Annotated in this window: 20 protein-coding genes and 1 pseudogene; 10 read left to right on the top strand and 11 right to left on the bottom strand. The window is 71.4% G+C overall.

The window, feature by feature from the left end:
* Nucleotides 1-6: 6 nt before the first annotated feature.
* The 5 genes and pseudogenes from VIG76_RS02060 to dnaA form a co-directional block, all read right to left on the bottom strand.
* On the bottom strand, nucleotides 7-504 hold the full coding sequence (locus VIG76_RS02060) for a DciA family protein (RefSeq protein ID WP_331950519.1): 498 nt from the start codon (nucleotides 502-504) through the stop codon (nucleotides 7-9).
* Nucleotides 501-1,610, bottom strand: coding sequence for a DNA replication/repair protein RecF (recF, locus tag VIG76_RS02055; RefSeq protein ID WP_331950517.1), 1,110 nt, complete (start codon nucleotides 1,608-1,610; stop codon nucleotides 501-503). The genes VIG76_RS02060 and recF overlap by 4 nt, the downstream gene beginning before the upstream one ends.
* A gap of 45 nt (nucleotides 1,611-1,655) precedes the next feature.
* Nucleotides 1,656-2,597: pseudogene (gene gnd, locus VIG76_RS02050) on the bottom strand (phosphogluconate dehydrogenase (NAD(+)-dependent, decarboxylating)); the annotation flags it as partial.
* A gap of 1 nt (nucleotide 2,598) precedes the next feature.
* Nucleotides 2,599-3,738, bottom strand: coding sequence for a DNA polymerase III subunit beta (gene dnaN / locus VIG76_RS02045; RefSeq protein ID WP_331950515.1), 1,140 nt, complete (start codon nucleotides 3,736-3,738; stop codon nucleotides 2,599-2,601).
* A 509-nt stretch (nucleotides 3,739-4,247) separates the two neighbouring features.
* Nucleotides 4,248-5,696, bottom strand: a complete 1,449-nt coding sequence (gene dnaA, locus VIG76_RS02040; RefSeq protein WP_331950513.1) for a chromosomal replication initiator protein DnaA — start codon at nucleotides 5,694-5,696, stop codon at nucleotides 4,248-4,250.
* Between the two features lie 363 nt (nucleotides 5,697-6,059).
* Here dnaA and rpmH point away from each other — a divergent pair, with 363 nt between their 5' ends.
* The 8 genes from rpmH to VIG76_RS02000 are packed head-to-tail and all read left to right on the top strand — an operon-like array spanning nucleotide 6,060 to nucleotide 11,006.
* Complete coding sequence (gene rpmH / locus VIG76_RS02035; RefSeq protein ID WP_120789077.1) at nucleotides 6,060-6,197, top strand: 50S ribosomal protein L34; 138 nt, start codon at nucleotides 6,060-6,062, stop codon at nucleotides 6,195-6,197.
* Nucleotides 6,145-6,549 (top strand): ribonuclease P protein component, encoded by a 405-nt coding sequence (gene rnpA, locus VIG76_RS02030; protein ID WP_331950509.1) that lies wholly within the window; start codon nucleotides 6,145-6,147, stop codon nucleotides 6,547-6,549. Before rpmH ends, rnpA begins: the two co-directional genes overlap by 53 nt.
* Entirely contained in the window at nucleotides 6,549-6,863 is a 315-nt protein-coding gene (gene yidD, locus VIG76_RS02025) for a membrane protein insertion efficiency factor YidD (protein ID WP_331950507.1), read from the top strand. Before rnpA ends, yidD begins: the two co-directional genes overlap by 1 nt.
* Before the next feature lie 4 nt (nucleotides 6,864-6,867).
* Nucleotides 6,868-7,848, top strand: coding sequence for a membrane protein insertase YidC (gene yidC / locus VIG76_RS02020; RefSeq protein ID WP_331950505.1), 981 nt, complete (start codon nucleotides 6,868-6,870; stop codon nucleotides 7,846-7,848).
* A complete protein-coding gene (locus VIG76_RS02015; protein ID WP_331950503.1) occupies nucleotides 7,845-8,435 on the top strand; it encodes a Jag family protein in 591 nt (196 codons plus the stop codon). Before yidC ends, VIG76_RS02015 begins: the two co-directional genes overlap by 4 nt.
* A complete protein-coding gene (gene rsmG / locus VIG76_RS02010; protein WP_331950501.1) occupies nucleotides 8,432-9,067 on the top strand; it encodes a 16S rRNA (guanine(527)-N(7))-methyltransferase RsmG in 636 nt (211 codons plus the stop codon). The genes VIG76_RS02015 and rsmG overlap by 4 nt, the downstream gene beginning before the upstream one ends.
* A 44-nt stretch (nucleotides 9,068-9,111) precedes the next feature.
* The gene (locus VIG76_RS02005) at nucleotides 9,112-10,029 is read left to right on the top strand and encodes a ParA family protein (RefSeq protein WP_331950499.1); all 918 of its coding nucleotides are present in this window, start codon (nucleotides 9,112-9,114) and stop codon (nucleotides 10,027-10,029) included.
* Nucleotides 10,026-11,006 carry a ParB/RepB/Spo0J family partition protein gene (locus VIG76_RS02000; RefSeq protein WP_331950497.1) on the top strand — a complete coding sequence of 327 codons (981 nt, stop codon included), beginning with the start codon at nucleotides 10,026-10,028 and terminating at the stop codon, nucleotides 11,004-11,006. Before VIG76_RS02005 ends, VIG76_RS02000 begins: the two co-directional genes overlap by 4 nt.
* A gap of 93 nt (nucleotides 11,007-11,099) precedes the next feature.
* On the opposite strand, the gene VIG76_RS01995 is transcribed toward VIG76_RS02000, so the two are convergent.
* From VIG76_RS01995 to VIG76_RS01970, 6 genes are all read right to left on the bottom strand, one after another.
* Nucleotides 11,100-12,050, bottom strand: a complete 951-nt coding sequence (locus VIG76_RS01995; protein WP_331950495.1) for a D-alanine--D-alanine ligase family protein — start codon at nucleotides 12,048-12,050, stop codon at nucleotides 11,100-11,102.
* A gap of 19 nt (nucleotides 12,051-12,069) precedes the next feature.
* On the bottom strand, nucleotides 12,070-13,383 hold the full coding sequence (locus VIG76_RS01990) for an aminotransferase-like domain-containing protein (RefSeq protein WP_331950493.1): 1,314 nt from the start codon (nucleotides 13,381-13,383) through the stop codon (nucleotides 12,070-12,072).
* 85 nt (nucleotides 13,384-13,468) lie between these two features.
* The gene (gene trxA / locus VIG76_RS01985; RefSeq protein ID WP_331950491.1) at nucleotides 13,469-13,786 is read right to left on the bottom strand and encodes a thioredoxin; all 318 of its coding nucleotides are present in this window, start codon (nucleotides 13,784-13,786) and stop codon (nucleotides 13,469-13,471) included.
* A gap of 54 nt (nucleotides 13,787-13,840) precedes the next feature.
* On the bottom strand, nucleotides 13,841-14,854 hold the full coding sequence (gene trxB / locus VIG76_RS01980; RefSeq protein WP_331950489.1) for a thioredoxin-disulfide reductase: 1,014 nt from the start codon (nucleotides 14,852-14,854) through the stop codon (nucleotides 13,841-13,843).
* 62 nt (nucleotides 14,855-14,916) lie between these two features.
* Nucleotides 14,917-16,524: a murein biosynthesis integral membrane protein MurJ gene (gene murJ / locus VIG76_RS01975; protein ID WP_331950487.1), complete on the bottom strand. Its 1,608-nt coding sequence runs from the start codon at nucleotides 16,522-16,524 to the stop codon at nucleotides 14,917-14,919.
* Nucleotides 16,521-18,566 carry a DUF6049 family protein gene (locus VIG76_RS01970; protein WP_331950485.1) on the bottom strand — a complete coding sequence of 682 codons (2,046 nt, stop codon included), beginning with the start codon at nucleotides 18,564-18,566 and terminating at the stop codon, nucleotides 16,521-16,523. The genes murJ and VIG76_RS01970 overlap by 4 nt, the downstream gene beginning before the upstream one ends.
* A 137-nt stretch (nucleotides 18,567-18,703) precedes the next feature.
* Between VIG76_RS01970 and VIG76_RS01965 the strand changes: the two genes are divergently transcribed.
* The gene (locus VIG76_RS01965) at nucleotides 18,704-20,128 is read left to right on the top strand and encodes a CCA tRNA nucleotidyltransferase (RefSeq protein ID WP_331950483.1); all 1,425 of its coding nucleotides are present in this window, start codon (nucleotides 18,704-18,706) and stop codon (nucleotides 20,126-20,128) included.
* A gap of 225 nt (nucleotides 20,129-20,353) precedes the next feature.
* Entirely contained in the window at nucleotides 20,354-20,722 is a 369-nt protein-coding gene (gene rpsF, locus VIG76_RS01960; RefSeq protein ID WP_331950481.1) for a 30S ribosomal protein S6, read from the top strand.

The following is a 20,722-nucleotide window of genomic DNA, read 5'->3' as shown; positions in this document are numbered from 1 at the left end:
CCCCGGTCAACCGTAGGTATCGCGCGGACCGCGCCCTGGAACCGATCTGCGGCCGTGATTCCAGCTGGGGGTGTTGGGGCCGAGGAAGCGGATGCTGTCGACCCCCGCGTCGGGGAAGTCCGCCGCGATGCGCTCGGCGATCTGCGAGCGCATCAACCCGAGCTGCGTCGCCCACGCCGTGGAGTCGCAGCGGACGAGCAGCACGCCGTCCGCGAAGCCCTCCACCGCCGCGTGCCGAGCCGTCTCCTCGCCGGCGATCTGCCGCCATGCGGCGGTGAGGTCCGTCTGGGCCAGCGGGGTGCGCCAGCCGAGCGAGCCGGTCACCCCGTCGAGCACCTTCCCGGCGGGCAGCGGATCGCGACCGCGGCCGTACGGCATGCTCTCGCCCTTCGGCGCCGGCGGCTCACGGCGCTTGCGCGGCGCCCCGAAGACCGCGCGCAGCCGCAGCCAGACGCGCTGGCCCTCGTCGAGCGCCGGGTCGGCCTCCTTCTTCACGCCCGTCATGCCGGCACCTCCCCGACGATCTCGCCCGCTCGGATGTGCGTCACGCGGCCGGCCAGCTCGTCCGGGATGTCGCCCTCGACCGCGGCGGTGATCAGCACCTGCTCGTAGCGTCCCACCTGGCCGGCCAGCCGGATGCGCCGGCGGGCGTCGAGCTCGGCGAAGACGTCGTCGAGGATCACGATCGGGTCGCCGGTGGGCAGCGACGTGCGCAGCAGCTCCACGGATCCGAGGCGGAGCGCCAGCGCGGTCGACCAGGACTCCCCGTGGCTCGCGTGGCTGCGGGCGGGCAGCGCGTTGATCGCGATGCCGAGGTCGTCGCGGTGCGGGCCGACCAGCGTGATGCCGCGCTCGAGCTCGCGCCGCCGGCCGGCGGCCAGCGCCGCGGCGAAGCGCTCGGCGGTCGTGCCCTCCCCGCCGTCGGTGTCGATGGACCGGATCGGCGCCATCGTGAGCAGCTGGTCCTCGCCGGCGAGCACCGCGTACTGCTCCGCGACGAACGGCTCGAGCGCCTCGACGAGCTCGGTACGCGCGTCGAGCAGCTCGCTGCCGGTGGCGATCAGCCGCTCGTCCCAGATGTCGAGGGTGCCGAAGTCGCCGCCCCCGCGGGCGATGCGCAGCAGGCCGTTGCGCTGCTTCAACGCCTTGTCGTAGTCCGCGACGACGCCCGCGAGCCGAGGCGTGCGCTGCACGAGCAGCTCGTCGAGGAAGCGCCGGCGGGAGGAGGGCTCGCCGCGCACGAGCGCGAGGTCCTCCGGTGCGAACAGCACGCTCGAGACGTTCCGCGTGATCTCGCGCGGCCGCACCGGGCTCCGGTTCACCTGCGCGCGGTTCGGCGCGGACCGGTTCAGCAGCACCTCCGCCAGCACCTCGCGCTCGCCGGCGACCACGACGGCCCGGATCACCGCGCTGTCCTCGCCCGCGCGGATGAGCGCGGCGTCGCCGGCGACGCGGTGCGAGGAGAGCGTCGTGAGGTAGCCGATGGCCTCGACCAGGTTCGTCTTGCCCTGGCCGTTGCTGCCCGCGAGCACGTTCGCGCCCGGCTCGAAGGTGATCTCGGCCGTGCGGTAGTTGCGCCAGTCGGTGAGGTTCAGGCGGAGTATGCGCACTCCGCCCCCTCATCCGCTCCGTGCCGGCGACCGACCTGCTCAGACCTACTTGGCCGGATGCAGATCCTGCGCGGCCTTCGCCTCGTGGGCCTTGACCGCGTGGCCGCCGAACTGGTTGCGCAGCGCGGCCACCGCCTTCATGGCCGGTGACTGATCCTGCCGCGAGACGAACCGGGCGAAGATCGAGGCGCTGATCGCCGGCATCGGCACGGCGTTCTCGATCGCCTCCTCGAGGGTCCAGCGGCCCTCGCCGGAGTCGTCGACGTAGCCGTCGATGTCCTCGAAGGCGGGATCGGCGTCGAGGGCCCGCACCATCAGCTCGAGCAGCCAGGAGCGGATGACCGTGCCGCGCTGCCAGGCCTTGAACGTGCCGGGCACGTCGTCGACGTGCGGCGAGGCGGCGAGCAGCTCGTAGCCCTCGGCGTACGCCTGCATGATCGCGTACTCGATGCCGTTGTGGACCATCTTCGTGTAGTGGCCCGCGCCGGCCGGCCCCGCGTGCACGAAGCCCTCCTCGCGCGGCCCCTCGGGACGCAGGGCGTCGAAGACCGGCATCACCCGCTGCACCTGCTCGTCGCTGCCGCCGACCATGAGGCCGTAGCCGTTCTGCAGCCCCCAGACACCGCCCGAGACACCGACGTCCATGAAGTCGATGCCCTTCTCCCCGAGCTGCTTCGCGTGGACCTCGTCGTCGGTGAACTTCGTGTTGCCGCCGTCGATGACGAGGTCGCCCGCCTCGAGCACGTCGGCGAGGGAGTCGATGACCGAGTCGGTGATCCTCCCGGCCGGCACCATCACCCAGACGGTGCGCGGCGTCGGGAGGGCCGCGGCGAGGGCCGCGTAGTCCGGCACGTCGCTCACGTCGGGGTTCGTGTCGAAGCCCACCACGTCGATCCCGGCGTTCTTCAGCCGGGAGCGCATGTTGTTGCCCATCTTGCCGAGCCCGACCAGGCCGATCTTCATGCCGTTCTCCCTCTGCGTCATCGAGTCATCGGAGCAGGAGGTTCGGCTGCAGGAGGTAGCGGTAGTCCTCCGAGCCGGCCTCGTCCTTCGAGCGCTGGCCGGTGACGAGCACCGGGCCGGGCTTGTTGGGGTTCTCCGTCTTCGTGAACGAGAGTCGCACGAACTCCGTGTGCACTCCCGAGAGTCCGTCGAGCAGGAACTGGGGCTTCAGGGAGACGACCATGTCCGGGCCGGTCAGCACGGCGTCGAGCTGCTCGGACGCCTGCGCCTGCTCGCCGCCGGCCGCCTCGAGCGTGACGCCCTCGGTGGAGAAGGAGTACTTCAGAGCCGCCTCGCGCTCGAGGACGAGCTGCACGCGACGGGTCGCCTCGACGAGCTCGGCCGTGCTCAGCACCGCGAAGTTCTCGACGACGTCGGGGAACAGCCGCCGGACCGGCGGGAAGTTGCCCTTGATGAGCAGCGAGGTGACGGTGCGCCGGTCGGCGCTGAAGCCGATCAGCTCGCGGTCGCCGCCGCGGGTGATCGAGATCGTCACGTCGCCGCTGCCACCGAAGGTGCGGCCGACCTCCTGCAGGGTGCGTGCGGGCACGAGCGCCGTGCTGTCGTCGGTCTGCTCGGTGTGCCACTCGATCGCACGGATGGCGACGCGGTAGCGATCGGTCGCGACGAGGCCGAGGGCGGTGGGCCCCGCCTCGAGCTGCACCCCCGTGATGACCGGTGTCACGTCGTCCCGCGACGCGGCCACGACCACCTGGGCGATGGCGGCGGAGAAGTTGCCGGCCGGGATGACCCCCGTCGGCTCGCCGACCACCGGAAGGCTCGGGTATTCCGCCACGGGCATGCTGAGGAGGGTGAACCGGGCGCTGCCGCCGCTCACGATCACCCGGTTGTCGTCGGTGCGGACCTCGACCGGCGCCGACGGCAGGCGGTTCGCGATGTCCGCGAGGAGTCGTCCGGAGACCAGCACCCGGCCCGGCTCCTGCACCTCGGCGTCGATCTCCGTGCGTGCGGAGACCTCGTAGTCGAAGGACGACAGCGTCAGGCCGCGCTCCGTCGTCTCGATGAGCACACCGGACAGGATCGGCAGCGTCGTGCGCTGGGGGAGCAGTTTGACGGCGAACGACACGGCGTCGCTGAAGACGTCCCGGTTCGCCTGGAATCGCACTGCTGTCTCCTCATCGCCGGTGGGGGTTCCCGGTGGGCCCTGCCCCCGGTCACAAGGTCCTGAGCATGCTAGCGGGTGCCCGTCCCCTCGGCCCCGGCCCGGATGTCCTGCCCCCGGCTCGCTGTCCACAGCGTGGAATCGGATGGAGTGGGAGATGGATCAAGAAGGACAACACCACTCTTAACAGGTGTGCACACTGTGGATAACTCGGGGGAGGCCGCGTCCCGAGCCGGAACTACACGTCTGTGAGTTGTCGAAACCGTGCGGAGGCGTGCTGACGAGAACCGCTGAGGGATGTTCGACGGCGACGACCCTCTGCACACGTCCCCCATCCGAGGGTGGACCCGGCGGGCGGTTCGTCCACAGTTATCCACAGGGCGTCCACATGGGGGAAGATCCATGGCCGCGAGGGCATCCCATCCCCCTGTTGGCAAGTGTGTGGGATACGGCCGACACCGGCCATCCCGCGTCCGGGGGTCTCCGCCCACCCGTCGTCCCGTTGCGCGGGCCTACTTGCGGTAGCGCTGGTCCTGCTTGATGCGGCTCGTCAGCTCGGAGACCTGGTTGTAGATCGAGCGCCGCTCCTTCATGAGCTCGCTGATCTTCTTGTTGGCGTACATGACCGTCGTGTGGTCGCGGCCGCCGAACAGCTGCCCGATCTTCGGCAGCGACAGGCTCGTCAGCTCTCGGCACAGGTACATCGCGATCTGCCGGGCGGAGGCGATCTGCTGCGAGCGCGACGAGCCGTAGAGGTCGTCGACGGAGAGCTTGAAGTACTCGGCGACCGCGCTGATGATGTCGGCCGGCGCGATGACGTTGTCCTCGTCGAGCGTGATGAGGTCCTTCAGCACGGTCTGCACGAGCTGCAGGTCGACCGGCGACCGGTTCAGGCTCGCGTAGGCGGTGACGCGGATGAGGGTGCCCTCGAGCTCGCGGATGTTGCTCGACACCTTCGAGGCCATGAACTCGAGGATGTCGTCGGGCACCTGCAGCCGCTCGCTCTGCGCCCGCTTGCGGAGGATCGCGATCCGCGTCTCGAGGTCCGGGATCTGCACGTCGGTGATGAGCCCCTGCTCGAAGCGGGACCGCATCCGGTCCTCGAAACCGGTGAGCTGCCGCGGCGCGAGGTCCGAGGTGATGACGACCTGCTTGTTGTGGTCGTGCAGGGTGTTGAAGGTGTGGAAGAAGGCCTCCTGCGTGGAGTCCTTGCCCGAGAGGAACTGGATGTCGTCGATCAGCAGGATGTCGACGTCGCGGTAGCGGCGCTGGAAGCCGGCCGCCTTGTTCGTCGCGATCGAGTTGATGAAGTCGTTCGTGAACTCCTCGCTCGACACGTACCGCACGCGGATGCCCGGGAACAGGCCCATCGAGTAGTGGCCGATCGAGTGGAGCAGGTGCGTCTTGCCGAGGCCCGACTCGCCGTAGATGAAGAGGGGGTTGTACGCCTTCGCCGGCGACTCGGCCACCGCGAAGGCCGCGGCGTGCGCGAACCGGTTCGAGGCGCCGATGACGAACGTGTCGAAGGTGTAGCGGGCGTTCAGCCGGGACTCGCTGGTCTCGAGCGACTTGTCGTCGGCGCCGGCAGCCGGCGCGAACGTCGCCGGGGGCGTCCGGGGGACCTCGGCGGGCTCGCTCCGGACGACCGCGGTGAGCGGCGCCGTCGTCGAGGCGGTCTGGACGTACGCGTCCGGCGCGATCTCCGGGTTCACCGTGACCGCGAAGGTGTGGATCTCGAAGTCGCCGGAGAGCCCGCCGATCGCCTCGGTCAGCGGCATGCGCGCCCGCTGCTCGAGCATCGACCGCGTGAAGTCGTTCGGCACCTCGAGGTAGATGACCCCGGCCATGATGCCCTTCGGCTCGACCAGGTTCATGAACCCCTGCAGCTGCGGCCCGACGCGCACGTCGCCGTCGAGGGCCTCGCGGATGCGGGCCCACGCGTCGACGGCGACCTCGGGCACGTTCGGCTCCTCCTGGCGCGGCCGCCGGAGGCGGGCATGCGGAAGCGGCTCGGGGCCGCGGGGATGGGGGCTCGTCACGGCGTCGACATCAGTCGACCGGCCGGACGGGCGCCCACGGTAATCCCCGCATGTTTCCACAGACAAGTCCACATCGGTGGATTGATCTGTGCAGAACCTCGACTTCCGGTTGAGGGCGAAGGCGACTCGCCCGTGATTCCGGGACGACCGGGGCGGGCTCCCGCACCTCCCGGCGTCCTGGTGTACTGTGATGCGGTTCCGCGACGCATCGCGTCCCACGACTTCGAGCCCCGAGCCGGCGCATCCACCGGCCCGCGCGGGCGACGCACCTCCGAGGGGATCCTCATGACCAAGCGCACCTTCCAGCCCAACAACCGCCGTCGCGCCAAGGTGCACGGCTTCCGGCTCCGCATGCGCACCCGCGCGGGCCGTGCGATCCTCGCGGCGCGCCGCCGCAAGGGTCGCTCCGAGCTCTCGGCGTAACCCGCCGTCGGTGCTCGCCAAGGCGAACCGGGTCACCTCCGCCACCGATTACCGGCGTCTCGTCCGGTCCGGTCGGCGGGTGAGAGGTGCCCTGACGCTCGCCTACGGGCGACGCACCTCTTCGGACGATCCCCTGCGGGTCGGCGTCATCGTCGCCAGGAACGTCGGCGGCGCCGTCGTGCGCAACCGGGTCCGGCGCCGCATCAAGGCGGCCGCATGGCCGCTGACTGCAGGCATCTCAGGACTCGACGTCGTCGTGCGGGCCCTGCCGGCCGCCGCGGAGGGGTCCTGGCAGGCGATCGCCGGCGAGGTCGAGGACGCGGTGAGCACCCTCGCCGGGCGGGTCCGCTGATGCTCCGCCGGATCGGTGTCGCACTGCTGCTCGCCCCGCGCAACGCCGCGATCGTTCTGCTGAAGGCGTACCGCCTGCTGATCTCACCGCTGTACGGCGATGTGTGCAGGTACCATCCATCCTGCTCGCGCTACGCGCTCGAGGCCGTGCAGCAGTCCGGCGTCGTGATCGGTTCGGCGCTTGCGGTGGCCCGGATCGTCCGGTGCAACCCGTGGTCCAGGGGAGGCGTGGACGACCCGCCTCGGTGGCTGAAGCCCACCTACCGCATCACCCCGCTCGGCTTCGTCGGGCACGCAGAGCATTCAGGAGCCTGAACCCGTGGTTGACCTCTTCGGCATCGTCCTCTGGCCCTTCAAATGGGTCATCGAGGCGATCCTCGTCGCCTTCCACAGCGGCTGGACCGCGATCGGGCTCGATCCCGACGCCGGCATCACCTGGGTCCTCTCCATCCTCGGCCTGGTGCTCGTCGTCCGCGCGGCGCTCATCCCGCTCTTCGTCAGGCAGATCAAGAGCCAGCGGAAGATGATGGAGATCGCTCCGCAGCTGAAGAAGATCCAGGAGAAGTACAAGGGCAAGCGCGACCAGTTCTCCCGTGAGGCGATGAGCCGGGAGACGATGGAGCTCTACAAGCGCACCGGAACGAGCCCGTTCGCCTCCTGCCTGCCGCTGCTCGCGCAGATGCCGATCTTCTTCAGCCTCTTCCAGGTGCTCGACAACGCGCAGAAGCATCCGGAGGCGGCGGGCGTCGGCCTGCTGACCGCGCCGCTCGCGCACTCGTTCGGCACCGCGAAGCTGTTCGGCATCGCACCGCTGTCGGCGACGCTGACCGCGAACCAGGGCATCCCGCTCGTCACCGTGATCGGCGTCCTGATGATCGCGCTGATGACGGCGTCGCAGTTCATCACGCAGCTGCAGATCATGTCGAAGAACGTCTCCCCCGAGACGATGGCGAGCCCGATGTACCGGCAGCAGAAGATGCTGCTCTACGTCCTGCCGCTGGTCTTCATCTTCTCGGGGATCGCCTTCCCCCTCGGCGTGATGTTCTACTGGGTCTTCTCGAACCTCTGGACGATGGGCCAGCAGTTCATCGTCATCCGCAACTCGCCGACGCCCGGCAGCGAGGCCGCGAAGGCCCGTGAGGCGCGGCTGGCTAAGAAGGCCGCCCGCAAGAAGCAGGTCGGCGGCGAGCCCGGGACGACCACCCAGATCGAGGCCGCACCGACGCCGCGCGTGAACACGCAGCGCAACCAGCCGGTCGGCAAGAACCGCGCCAAACGAACGGGGGAGCGCCGAGCATGAGCGACATCCGCGAGGGACTGACGCCCGCCGAGGCGGACGAGCTGCAGATCGAGGCCGACGCGCCCGCCGGCGAGCAGGGCGGCGCCGAGGCGGTCGACCTCGCCGTCAAGGCCGGATCCGTCGGCGACCCCGCTGTCGACGCTGCACCCGTCGACGTCGGCGACCTTGCGGCCGACTACATCGAGGGGCTGCTCGACATCGCCGACCTCGACGGCGACATCGACATCGAGGACGACCACGGCCGGACCACGCTCGTGGTGAGCGGCGGGGACCTCCACCTGCTGTCCGCCGCAGACACGGTGGGCGCCCTGCAGGAGCTCACCCGCCTCGCCGTGCAGGCGCGAACCGGCGAGTTCGCCCGGCTCACCCTCGACATCGGCGGCAGCCGCGACCAGCGCTCCCGGGAGCTCGCCTCGCTCGTGAACGACGCCGTCACGGCGTTCGCAGCGGGCGACGACCGGTTCCCGCTCGAGCCCATGTCGTCCTACGAGCGCAAGCTCGTGCACGACCTCGCCGCCGAGCACGGCCTCGGGTCGCACTCCGAGGGTGAGGGCTCCGGTCGTCACATCGTGATCACCCCGGCGTGACCGACCAGGTCGACGTCGAGCCGGAGCCCGCGGTCGCCCCAGCCGTCTTCGGGCCGGGGTTGCCCACCGTGCGGCGGTACGCCTCCGACCTCGCACGGTTCGGCGTGGAACTCGGGCTGATCGGACCCCTCGAGCCCGGCCGGCTCTGGACCCGGCACCTGGTGAACTGCGGCCTCGTCGCACCGCTGATCCCCGAGGGCGCCACCGTCGCGGACGTCGGCAGCGGGGCCGGGCTGCCCGGCCTCGTGCTCGCCGCGACGCGACCCGACATCGCGATCACGCTGATCGAGCCGATGGAGCGCCGCGTCGTCTGGCTCGAGGACGAGATCGTGCGCCTCGGGCTTCAGAACGTCACCGTGCTGCGCGCCCGTGCCGAGGAGGTCGGGGGCCGGTTCGAGGTCGTGACGGCCCGCGCCGTCGGCGCCCTCGCCAAGCTGCTGCCCCTCGTCGTGCCGCTCCTGGCCCCGGGCGGCTGCCTCGCCCTGATGAAGGGCGCCGGCGTCGACGACGAGCTCGCGAAGGCCGACCGGGTCATCCGTCGGCTCGGACTCGCCGATCTCCGTGTGGAGATCGTCGGAACGGGCATGGCCTCCCTGGAAACCCGGGTCGTCGTGGCTACAGTGCCCGATTGACCGTGGCCGAATCCGACCCCGCTCCCCCACCACCAAGGACCGCTGTGAAACCCAGCCCAGCCCTCGAAGCCCGCGGATCGTCCGGCTTCGACGACTCGACGCCCCTGGCGCGCGAGCTCGCCGACATCACGCTGCGCCGCGCCCGGATCCAGTCGAGCCCCCTCCCGAGGCCGAAGGCGACCCGAGTCTTCACGGTCGCCAACCAGAAGGGCGGCGTCGGGAAGACGACGACCACGGTGAACCTCGCCGCGGCCCTCGCCAAGTCCGGCATGCGGGTGCTCGCCATCGACCTCGACCCGCAGGGCAACGCCTCGACGGCCCTCGGCGTCGAGCACCGCCACGACACGGCCAGCGTCTACGACGTGATCATCGGGGACACCCCGATGGAGGAGGTCGTGCAGCCGAGCCCCGAGTTCCCCACGCTCGACTGCGTGCCGGCCACCATCCACCTCGCCGGCGCGGAGATCGAGCTCGTCTCGCTCGTCGCGCGCGAGCAGCGGCTCCGCACCGCGCTGAAGGCGTACCTCGAGAAGGTCGAGGACCCGTACGACTACGTGTTCATCGACTGCCCGCCGTCGATCGGCCTGCTCACGATCAACGCGTTCGTCGCGGCGACCGAGGTGCTCATCCCCATCCAGTGCGAGTACTACGCGCTGGAGGGGCTCAGCCAGCTGCTGCGCAACATCGACCTGATCGAGAAGCACCTGAACCCGAGCCTCGCGGTCTCGACGATCCTGCTGACCATGTTCGATGGGCGCACCAACCTCGCGAACCAGGTCGCCAACGACGTGCGGGAGCACTTCCCGAAGCAGGTGCTCGGCAGCGTGATCCCGAGGTCCGTCCGGATCTCGGAGGCGCCGAGCTACCAGCAGAGCGTCATCACCTACGACCCGAACTCCCCCGGCTCGCTCTCCTACCTGGAGGCGGCTGCGGAGATCGCCCGACGGGGGGCTGCCGCGTGAGCGCGCCGAAGCGGACCGGACTCGGCCGGGGGATCGGCGCGCTGATCCCGATGAACGAGCACACGGTCGACACGTTCTTCACCCCGGGCATCGGCGGCGCCGCGACGGCCACCGACGAGCTCGTCGCCGTGCCGGGCGCGCGCCTCGCTGCGCTCTCCCCCGACGACATCCGCCCCAACCCGCAGCAGCCGCGCACCGACTTCGATGCGGAGGCGATGGCGGAGCTCGTCCACTCCATCCGCGAGAACGGGGTGCTGCAGCCCATCGTCGTACGGCCGCTGCCGCCTGGTGAGGACGCGAAGTACGAGCTCGTCATGGGCGAGCGGCGCCTACGCGCCACGAAGCAGGCCGGGCTCCGCACCATCCCCGCGGTGGTCAAGGAGACCGCCGACGAGCAGATGCTGCACGAGGCGCTGCTGGAGAACCTGCACCGGTCCCAGCTGAACCCGCTGGAGGAGGCGTCCGCCTACCAGCAGCTCATCGCCGACTTCGGGATCACGCACGAGCAGCTCGGCGCCCGGCTCGGCCGGTCGCGTCCGATGATCACGAACACCGTCCGGCTGCTGCGCCTGCCAGAGCACATCCAGCGGAAGGTCGCCGCCGGCGTGCTGTCCGCCGGTCACGCCCGCGCGGTGCTGTCCGTGATGGATCCGGAGCTCATGGACACGCTCGTGGACCGGATCATCAACGAGCAGCTGAACGTGCGGCAGGCCGAGGCGGCCGCGGTGAAGATGGCGGGGCCGTCCAAGCCGAAGAAGTCGATCGGCCGCCGCAGCGAGCAGCTCGACGAGATCGCCGACCGGCTGGGCAGCCGCTTCGACACGCGCGTGCGCGTCAACCTGAACGCGAAGCACGGGCAGATCGTCATCGACTTCGGATCCGTCGCCGACCTCAACCGCATCCTCGCCGACATCGGCGAGGACGCGTGGGAGGAGGGCGAGGCGCGCGAGCGGATGCTCGACCAGCGCCGAGCCTGACCCTCGATCGCGCCGTTCCGGAGAAATCGGCCGACACGCCGCCGTGGGGCGCCCGCGACCGGCGTGTCGGTCAGGAACTCCGGAACGGCGCGATCAGCCGGCGGTGAGGGCGTAGCGGGTCAGCTCCGCGTAGGCCGCGCCGAGGTCGTGGCCGCCCGCCTTCAGCGCCTGGGGCAGCAGGCTCGTCTCGGTGAGTCCGGGCATCACGTTCACCTCGAGGAACCAGGGGCGGCCGTCGGCGTCGACGATCATGTCCGACCGCGACAGGTGGCGCAGGCCCAGCGCGGTGTGGGCCAGCACGGCGAGCTCCCCCGCCGCCGCAGCGGCCGCGGCGTCGATGCGGGCGGGCGTGTAGAAGCGCGTCGCGCCCGGCGTGTATCGCTCGTCGAACCCGTAGACGCCCGAGCGCGGCACGATCTCCACCGCGGGCAGGGCGCGAGGGCCGTCCTCGCCCTCGATGACCCCGACGGCGATCTCCGTGCCGCTCGCCTTCGTCTCGATGAGGGCCTCGTCGGCGTAGGTGAAGGCGTCCATCATGGCGCGGGGCAGCCGGTCGGGATCCTCGACCACGGTGACGCCCTGCGCCGAGCCGCCGCGGGCCGGCTTCACCACCGAGGGGCCGGGGAACGCCGCCAGGATGGCGTCGATCGCGGCGTGCGCACCGATCTCGCGGAACACCTCGCGGGTGAGGGTGACGGAGGCGGGGGTGGATCCGCCGGCGGAGGTGAGGATCCGCTTGGCCGTCGGCTTGTCCCACGCCAGCCGTGCCGCGTCGCCGCGCGACCCGACGTAGGTGAGACCGGCCACGTCGAGCAGGGAGCGGAGGGAGCCGTCCTCGCCGCTGGCGCCGTGCAGCGCCGGCCAGATGACGTCGGGCCGCTGCTCGAGCAGCGCCCGCAGCAGGCGGGAGTCCGAGTCGAGCATCCGGACCGAGAAGCCGGCCTTCGCCAGCGCGTCGGCGACGCGTCTGCCGGAGCGCAGCGAGACGTCCCGCTCGTGCGAGATCCCGCCGGAGAGCACCACCACGTCGCCGGTCTCGGCCATGGGCGCGTTCCTTCCTTCGCTACCGGAGGTCCGGTGGCGGGCTCGTCACGGAGTGCTCGGGCGTGCGGGGGGTCAGCGAGCCGGTGCCGGCGAAGGCGCGCACGAGCTCGAGCTCGCCGCCGACGACCGACGCGAGCCGCTGGATGCCGAGCCGGATCTCCTCGGGCGTCGGGTAGCAGAACGAGAGCCGCATCTGGCCGCCGCCCTGGCCGTCCGCGTAGAAGCCCGTGCCCGGTGTGTACGCGACGAGCTCGCGCACCGCGCGCGGCAGCATCTGCTTCGAGTGGAGCTCCTCCGGCAGCGTCACCCAGACGTAGAAGCCGCCATCCGGGACGTTCCAGCTGAGGTTCGGCAGGTGGGTCGTCAGCGCCTCGAGCATCGCGTCGCGGCGCTCCCGGTAGACGTCACGGAACCTCGCGATCTGGCTGTGCCAGTCGACCGTCTCGAAGTACTCGCTGATCAGGTAGTGCGCGAAGCTGCTGGGCGACAGGATCGCGGACTCGGCCGCGAGCACGAGCTTCTCGCGGATGGCGAGCGGCGCGACGGCCCAGCCGACGCGGAACCCCGGCGCGAAGGTCTTCGAGAACGAGCCGAGGTAGACGACGCCGTCGGGGTTCAGCGTGTGCAGCGGCGGGGGCGGCGGGGTGTCGAACCAGAGCAGCCCGTACGGGTTGTCCTCGACGATGAGGAGGTTCTCCCGACGGCAGATCTCGACGATGCGCGGCCGGCGCTCGGCGGACATCGTGACGCCCGCAGGGTTGTGGAAGTTCGGCACCGTGTAGAGGAACTTCAGGCGCTTGCCGACGGTCCTCAGCTCGGCGATCGTGGCTTCGAGCGCCTCGGGGATCAGCCCGTCGGCGTCGAGCGGCACGTGCACGATGTCCGCCTGGTAGGAGCGGAACACGCCGAGCGCGCCCACGTAGCTCGGCCCTTCGGCGATCACCACGTCGCCGGGGTCGAGGAACAGCTTCGAGACGAGGTCGATCGCCTGCTGGGACCCGGTCGTCGTCACCACGTCGTCGATGGACGCCTCGACGCCCTCGAGCGCCATGATCTCGAGGATGTGCTCGCGGAGCCGCGGGAGACCCTGCCCGGAGCCGTACTGCAGCGCGGATGCGGCGTCCGACAGCAGGAGGCGGTCGATCGCCGTCGCGAGCAGCTCGCGGGGGATGGCGCGGACGTACGGCATTCCTCCCGCGAGGGAGACGACCTCGGGTCGCGAGGCGACGGCGAAGAGCGCGCGCACCTCGGAGACCGAGAGGCCCGACGTGCGGTCCGCGTAGGCGCCGAGCCACGGATCCAGGTCGTCGCCCGGCACCTGCAGATCGGTCACGCGTCGAAGGCCTCCCGCATCCCGCCGGTCGGAACGCGTGGACGAGCCTACGGCAGGCCCCGGTGCGGGACCTGCCGGGACGGGTTCAGGCCAGGACGCCCGCGAGGTCCGCCTCGATGGCGGGCTTGGGCTTCGCGCCGATGACGGTCTTGACGACCTCGCCGCCGGAGTAGAGCTTCATCGCGGGGATGGACGTGACCTGGTACCGCATCGCGGTCTCCGGGTTCTCATCCACGTTCAGCTTCACGATCTCGATCTTGTCGGGGTGCTCCGCAGCGATCTGCTCGAGCACGGGAGCCACCCGGCGGCACGGGCCGCACCACGCGGCCCAGAAGTCCACGAGCACCGGCTTCTCCGCCTGCAGCACGTCCTTCTCGAACGTCGCGTCGGTCACTTCGCGCATCGCGCTTCTTCTCCTTGAACTCGGTCGGTGGATCGGATCGGCAGCCTACGCGCGTCAGACCAGCTGGCCGGACGGCGTGAGCGGGGTGCCGGCTGCGGGCGCCTCGCCGGGCTCGGCGTCGCCGATGGCCTGGCTGAGCAGGTCGGCGGGCAGCTCCGCGAGGTGGTGCTCCGCGTCGAGCGCGGCGACCGTGCCGGACGCGGCTGCGGTGACGGCCTGGCGGTAGGTCGGGTCGATGACGTCGCCTGCGGCGAAGACGCCCGGCAGCGAGGTGCGGGACGAGCGGCCGTCGACGGCGATCGTGCCGGCGGCGGTCAGCTCGAGCACGTCCTTGACGAGGTCCGTGCGCGGATCGTTGCCGATGGCGATGAAGAGGCCGTCGAGCGGCAGCTCGCGGTCGGGCTCCCCGACGGTCGAGGCGAGGCGCACGCCGGAGACGAGGTCGCCGCCGAGCACCTCCGCGACGGTCGAGTTCCAGACGAACTCGATCTTCGGGTTGTCGAACGCGCGCTGCTGCATGATCTTCGACGCCCGGAGCGTGTCGGTGCGGTGGATGACGTAGACCTTGTCCGCGAAGCGGGTGAGGAAGGTGGCCTCCTCCATCGCGGAGTCGCCGCCGCCGACGACGGCGATCGTCTTCTGCCGGAAGAAGAACCCGTCGCACGTGGCGCACCAGGAGACGCCGTGGCCGGACAGCCGGTCCTCGCCCTCGATCCCGAGCCGACGGTAGGCGGACCCGGTCGCGAGGATGACGGTGAGGGCCTCGAACGTCTTGCCGCTGCCCGTTCTGACGCGCTTGACGTCGCCCTCGAGCTCGACCGCGACGACGTCGTCGAGCAGGATCTCGGCGCCGAACCTCGTGGCCTGCTCGAGCATCCGGTCCATGAGGTCGGGGCCTTGGATGCCTTCGGGGAAGCCGGGGAAGTTCTCGACGTCGGTGGTGTTCATCAGCTCGCCGCCGGCCTCGACCGAGCTCGCGATGAGCAGCGGGGCGAGCTGGGCGCGCGCCGCGTACAGCGCGGCGGTGTACCCGGCGGGACCGGAACCGATGATGAGGACCTGGCGCATCGACATGACTCCTTCGCGAGTGGCGGAACCACTCTGCCTGGTGAACCGCTGCTGAGGAGGTGCTATTCCGCGCGCGTCGGCCGCACGCGCTCGGTGACGAGCCGCATCGCGGTGCCGAGCTCGGGGGCCCGGAGGGCCGCGAGGACGGCGAGGTAGACGAGCGCGACGACGGCTCCGACGAGGACCGTGCCCGCGAATCCGCCCCACCGGCTGGCCACCGTCCAGCCCGTCCCGAAGCCACCCGTCACGGCCAGGACCGCGAGGCCCGCGGCGAGGGCCGGCACCGCGGCGATCAGGTAGCGCACGAGTGAGCGGCGGGCGTCCCTGCCGAAGAAGGAACCGATCCGGCGCCTCAGCAGCAGGCCGGCGATCACGAGCTGCATGACGGCGCCGAGGGAGATGACTGCGGCGATACCGGCGGCGGTGAAGCGGGGCGGCAGCAGCGCGCACAGCAGCGTTCCGGGGATGACCACCGCCAGCTGCGCGACCGTGAAGCGGAACGGGGTGCGGGTGTCCGCGAGGGCGTAGAAGCAGCGTTGCACGATGAACAGCGCGGTGAACGGAAGGAGGCCGACGAGATAGGCGGCGAGCACGAGCGCCATGGCGTGGGCGTCCGCCGGCGAGCGGCTGAAGAACGCCGAGAAGGGGACGGCCGCGGCGAGCAGCGCCGCGTCGGCGAGCACCATGACGAGCAGCACGATGCGGAGCGCCTGACGGACGTCGTCCCGCAGCGCGCCGTGCTCCCCGCGCGCGGCGTGCTCGCTCATCCGGGGGTAGAAGACGGTCACGAGCGAGACGGTGATGATCGAGTGGGGCAGCATGAAGATGAGCCACGCGTAGGACATCACCGCGGATGAGGACCCGGACCCGCTCGCACCGGTGGCGATGCGGACCTCGATGAGCCCGGCGATCTGCGTCGCCACGAGCATGCCGAAGGTCCATCCGGCGGCCTTGCCCGTGGCGGACAGGTTCACGCCGCGCCAGCGGAAGTCGGGCCGGTACCGCAGCCCCGCTCGCTTCCACGCCAGGGTGAGGATCAGCGCCTGCGCCGCGATGCCGAGCGTCGCGCCGCCGGCGAGCAGGACCGTCGGCCCGGCGGCCAGCGGCTGGGACGAGTCCGCCTCGCCGTACAGCAGGATGAACAGGCCGAGGCTCGCGATGGAGACGACGTTGTTCAGGACCGGCGCCCAGGTGTACGGGCCGAACGAGCGCCGCGCGTTCAGCACCTCGCCGAGCACGCTGTAGAGCGCGAGGAAGAAGAGCTGCGGCAGGCTCCAGTAGGCGAACGTGATCGCGATCGCGAGGGTCTCGGGCTTCGTGACGAACAGCGGCATCAGCCACGGGGCGGCGACGGTGACGACCACGGTCACGACGGCGAACACCAGCACCGCGAGCGTGACGAGCTTGTTGACGTAGGCCTCGCCGCGGTCGTGGCCGGTGCTCGCCCGGATGATCTGCGGCACGAGCACGGCCGTGAGCAGGCCCCCGCCGATGATCGCGTAGATGCTGTTCGGCACGTAGGTCGCCGAGTTGTAGGCGTCGGGCAGGAAGCCGCGGGTGCCGATCACGTACGACAGGAGTGCTGTCCGCACGAAGCCGAGCACGCGGGAGAACATCGTCCCGGAGGCGAGGATCGCGCTGGCGCGCCCGATCCCGGTGGTGCTGCTCACTTCGCCGCCTTCATCCGCCGTCGAGCCCGGCGGACGTTCCGGTAGACGCCCGTGCCGAACAGGGCGAGCATCGCCGTGACGAAGACGACGGCCCCGACCGCCTCCCATCCGGCGTTGACGGTGATGCTCACCTCGCGCGGCTTGCCGATGACGTGGCCGTCCTTCGTCTGCAACGTGAGGATGACGTCGACCGGCCCGTTGCTGATCGATTTGACGGGCAGCTTGGCCTTGACGCCGCTGCGGGCAGGGATGTCGACGACCTGGGTGCCCTCGATGTGGAGGCGGCCGTTGCTGGCCGTGCCCGCGAGCACCACCTCCACCGGTTGGTCGAGCTGGTTGGTGACCGCGACGGGCAGGCTGCCGCTGCCACCGACGTAGTTGATGTCGCTCGTGCGGTCGATCTGCACGTTGCGCACGAACGTCTTCAGCTGGGCGGTCACCTCGGCCGTGGCGGTGGCGTATCCCGTGTTCGACGACCGCCACGAGGTCGAGAGCGCGCCGAGCAGGCTGAGCCGCTGCGGGCCGGTCAGGGTGGCCGCCTGCGACGTGATCGCGGTGCCGAGGGCCCGGACGTCGGCTTCGGCGTCGATGGCCGCGGCTGCGGGGGCGACCAGGTCCTCCGGCACGGGGTGCTGGCGCAGCGTCACCTTCGTGGCGCGGCCCGCGGCGAGGGCCTGCAGCGTGGTGCCGTGGATCCAGCCCTGGGCGGCGATGGTCCTCAGCACCTGGTCGAGGTCGGCCCGGTCGCCGGTGCGGGCCGGGAGCGCGAGCACGGAGCCGGCCTCCTCGGTGACGGCATCCGTGCCGAGCAGGGCGATCAGCTCGGCGAGCGCCGAGTCCTGCTGCACGCCGCTGCCGTCGCTCGCCGTGGCGAGCAGCCGCGACGCGGTCGCGTCCGCCAGGAGCACGGAGGACCGGCCCGCGGTGACGTGCGGACCGGAGCCCGCGGCCTTCGGCGCCCCGGAGACGTCGGCGGAGGAGAGCAGCGTGAGCGGGTACTCGGAGGCGGCGAGGAACCGCAGGTCGACGGGCGACACCGTGCCCGGCACCGGCCAGGCGACATGCCCGGATGCGGGGTGCCACTGGAGGAGGTCGGTGTCGCTCAGCGGCTTCGTGGGCGTCGGTGCGGGAGTCGCCGTCGGGCTCGCCGTGGGGCTCGTCGTGGGGCCTGGGGTGGCCGCCGGCACGGGGGTGCTCACCGCGCCGCCGGCGAAGGAGGTGGGCTGGAGCACGTGGCTCGCGCCCGCCGCGCGCTGCAGGGTGACGTCGCCGTCGGCGTAGGGCAGCTCGACGACCTCGTTCGGCAGCGCGCCGAGCCGCTCGAGGAAGTTCGTGGCCGACCCGGGGGCGGCCGAGCCGGCGAGGCGGATCGAGGCCTGCACCTCGGGATCGAGCAGCACCGTCGCCAGGGGGTCGGCCTCGGCCGCGTCGAGCGCCGTGTACCAGGCGCCGCCGACCTGGGTGAGCGGGCCGAGATCGGCGGCGGGGACGACTCCGGTGGTGCCGGCCGGGGCGGTGACGGGCACGACCGTGCCGAAGCCGACGCTCGAGGAGAAGCCCTTCGGGATCCGGGTGACGGCCGAGTAGGCGAGCACGCTGTCGCTGCCGTGGTCGAGCGAGGCGCCGACGACGCGGGCCCCCGCCTGGTGGCCGATCACGCTGTCCACCACGGCGCGGGAGAGGTGCACGTGCACGGGCACCGTCTGGCCGGCGGGCACGGCCGGCGTCGCGGTGGTCGCGACGAGGTCGCCCTGCAGCACGGTGCTCGGGTGCTCGACCTGATCGACGAGGGTGCTCACGCCGACGATCGGCGCGGGCGCCAGCGAGATCCGGAGCCTTCCCGGCGTGACCGCGCCCGTGCCGTGGTTCTGGATCGCGACGTCGAGATCGAGCGCGGCCCCCTCCGCCAGCACGCCGCCCTGTCGTGGTGCGACGCTGAGGGTCGGCGCCGTCGTCCCGGCCGCCTGCACCGGGACCGCCGCCGGAGCGCCCAGGGCGACCGTGGTGGCGACGATCGCGAGGACCCTCGAGCGGATCCTCACCGTGCCGTGCCGGACGCGCGCCCCCCGGTCTCCAGCATGCGGCGAGTCTACGGGCGGCCCCCATTCGGGAGGGGCGCGGCCCGCCGCGGCTTCCGCTTCGGAGCCGTGCTCGAGAGGCCCGCTCCTAGGCTGGTCCCATGCACCCGGTCGTCGCCGCCTTGCCCCGGCTGGCGGACCTCGCCGCCCGCCCGGCGATGCGCCGGCTCATCCGGGCGTTCGGCGAGTCGGGTCACGAGCTCGCCATGGTCGGTGGCCCGGTGCGGGACGCCCTGCTCGACCGGGAGGTCACCGACCTCGACCTCACCACGGATGCGCGCCCCGAGGAGGTCGCGCGGATCGTGGGGCCGCTCGCCAGCGTGCAGTGGGACGCGGGCCGCGCGTTCGGCACCGTCGCCGCCCGGATCGCCGGCGAGACCGTCGAGATCACGACCTACCGCCGGGACGTCTACACGCCCTCGTCGCGGAAGCCGGAGGTCGTCTTCGGCGACACGTTGGACGGCGACCTGCGGCGGCGCGACTTCACGGCGAACGCCATCGCCGTGCGCCTGCCGTCGCTCTCGATCGTCGACCCCACGGACGGCATCGCTGCCATCGCCGAGCGACGCCTCACCACCCCGTCGCCGCCGCTCGAGTCGTTCGACGAGGATCCGCTCCGCATGATGCGGGCCGCCCGCTTCACCGCGCAGCTCGGCTTCGCGCTCGACGCCGACGCCACCGCGGCGATGGAGCGACTGGTCGACCGCATCGAGGTCGTGTCGCAGGAGCGCATCAAGGACGAGCTGGTGAAGCTGCTCGCCACCGACGTCGCACGCCCGGGGCTCGAGCTGCTCGTCGACACCGGGCTCGCCGAGCGCGTGCTGCCCGAGCTGCCGGCGCTCCGGCTCACCGTCGACGCGCTGCACCGCCACAAGGACGTCTACCAGCACAGCCTCACGGTGCTCGAGCAAGCCGTCGAGCTCGAGCACCTGCGCTTCCCGGGGCACGGCCCCGACATCGTGCTGCGGCTCGCCGCCCTGCTGCACGACATCGGCAAGCCGGCCACCCGGCGGTTCGAGGGCGGCCAGGTCACCTTCCATCACCATGACGTGGTCGGCGCCAAGCTGGCGCGCAAGCGGCTGAAGGCGCTCCGCTTCCCGAACGAGCAGATCGAGCAGGTCGCGATGCTCATCGAGCTGCACCAGCGGTTCTTCGGCTACGGCGAGGGCGCGTGGACCGACTCCGCGGTCCGCCGCTACGTGCGGGACGCGGGCGACCTGCTGCCCCGGTTGCACATCCTCACGCGGGCGGATGTGACGACCAGGAACCCGCGGAAGGTGCGCCGGCTGGCGACCGCCTACGACGACCTCGAGCGGCGGATCGCCGCGCTGCAGGAGCAGGAGGTGCTCGGCGCCATCCGGCCGGACCTCGACGGCCAGGCCATCATGCGGGAGCTCGGCGTGGCGCCCGGGCCCGTCGTCGGCGAGGCGTACCGCTTCCTGCTCGAGCTGCGCCTCGACGAGGGCCCGCTCGGCGAGGAGGAGGCCACACGCCGGCTGCACGAGTGGTGGGCCGCCCGCTCCTGACCGCCGCATCCGCCGTATTCAGGATCCGCCCCACTGATTCAGGACATCCGGCCGACGAACGCGGTGTGTCGAGCCGGAAGTCCTGAAAACGGCGGATGGCTCGGGGTTCCGGGCCGAGCGACTAGGCTGTCGTGGTTGCCCTGACGGCCGTTCCGGCCGCGGGCACGTGTCAGACCCTCCTGCCGCGGAACGACCGCGGCCGCTGAGACCAGAGGAGGTGGGGTAGTGACGCACAAGTACGAGCTCATGGTCATCCTGGACCCGAGCATCGACGAGAGGACGGTCGCGCCCAGTCTGGACCGGTTCCTGGGTGTCATCCGTCAAGACGGAGGCACGGTCGACAAGGTCGACATCTGGGGACGGCGCCGGCTGGCCTACGAGATCGACAAGCACTCCGAGGGCATCTACGCGGTGGTCAACCTGACCGCGACCGCGACCGCCGTGCAGGAGCTCGACCGCCAGCTCGGCCTGTCCGAGGCCGTGCTGCGCACCAAGGTGCTCCGCGCCGAGGAGGCGATCGCCCGCGCCGCAGAGGCCGAGGCCATCGCGAAGCGCCCGGCCCGCACGCCGCGGCCCGCGGCAGCGGCGAGGTAG

Origin of the sequence: Amnibacterium sp., from assembly GCF_036559085.1 — a bacterium.
In the GTDB taxonomy this organism is placed as follows: Bacteria; Actinomycetota; Actinomycetes; order Actinomycetales; family Microbacteriaceae; genus Amnibacterium.
The sequence above is the reverse complement of the archived record's forward strand: the minus strand, read 5'-3'. Positions and strand labels throughout refer to the sequence as shown.